This is a genomic window from Aerococcus sp. L_32, from assembly GCF_050689315.1.
Genome location: NZ_JBOEQF010000795.1, coordinates 1 through 838, shown reverse-complemented (window position 1 = coordinate 838; position 838 = coordinate 1). Strand labels below are relative to the sequence as shown.

General features: G+C 37.6%; 2 protein-coding genes. Both read right to left on the bottom strand.

What is annotated here, in order from left to right:
- Positions 1-51: 51 nt before the first annotated feature.
- Positions 52-264: a heavy-metal-associated domain-containing protein gene (locus ACRCJ0_RS16530; RefSeq protein ID WP_417893857.1), complete on the bottom strand. Its 213-nt coding sequence runs from the start codon at positions 262-264 to the stop codon at positions 52-54.
- A 325-nt stretch (positions 265-589) separates the two neighbouring features.
- Positions 590-838 (bottom strand): adenylosuccinate synthetase (locus ACRCJ0_RS16525; RefSeq protein WP_431391248.1); only part of this gene is annotated, 249 nt, incomplete at its 5' end.

The window sequence follows — 838 nt, the reverse complement described above, 5'->3', positions numbered from 1 at the left end:
GCCTTCAATTGTATAAGTATCTTTCATTATACATTCTCCTTTAGACGAAAATTATTGCGGATTGGCTGTATAGCCCGCTTCCGCAACAGCAGCCACAATGGCCGCACTATCTACTACTTGATCATCAAATCGGACCGTTAAAACTTTACTTTCAACCGGTACATCCGCTTCTTCAACGCCATTTAAGCCAGTTACTTCCTTTTCAATACGCGCCTTGCAGTGGGCACACGACATATCTGGGATTAAGTAAGTTTTCGTATTCATATTAAATTGCTCCTTATTTATGTATGTGTTTTTATGTTGTTTACATTTGTAATCTTAATAAACTTAATATACCTTGAATGATTACACTTGTCAACGATAAAGTCGCCATTTTTCAATTTCCTAAAAAATGAAGGCTAAATAGGTCATATGGTGAATTCTTCCTCATCAATAACTGGATTCACTATCATTGTCCATAATAGGATTATTCACTAGAATTTGTTCCCTATCCGTTACACACAAGAAATCCCAATATTCATTTCTTGAACCAAAAAAAGCAGGACTATCAAAGCCCCGCTTATGAACATCTTATAAATCTTGTATCTAATTAACTATTCCAAATATCTTCTAAAATGTTTGTTTGCGTCCGGTCTGGACCCACAGAGAATGTCGCAATATTTACACCAACTAATTCCGATACACGTTTAACATATTGACGCGCATTTGCTGGTAATTCTTCTAAAGTCTTACAAGCAGTGATGTCCTCAGACCAACCTGGCAACTCCTCGTAAACTGGCGTACATTCAGCCAATTGTTGTAGACTTGCTGGGTAGTGGTCAATACGTGTCCCGTCTGA

Coding starts and splice junctions, on each gene's coding strand:
- ACRCJ0_RS16530 (WP_417893857.1), bottom strand. CDS start 264: ATGAATACGAAAACTTACTTAATCCCAGATATGTCGTGTGCCCACTGC.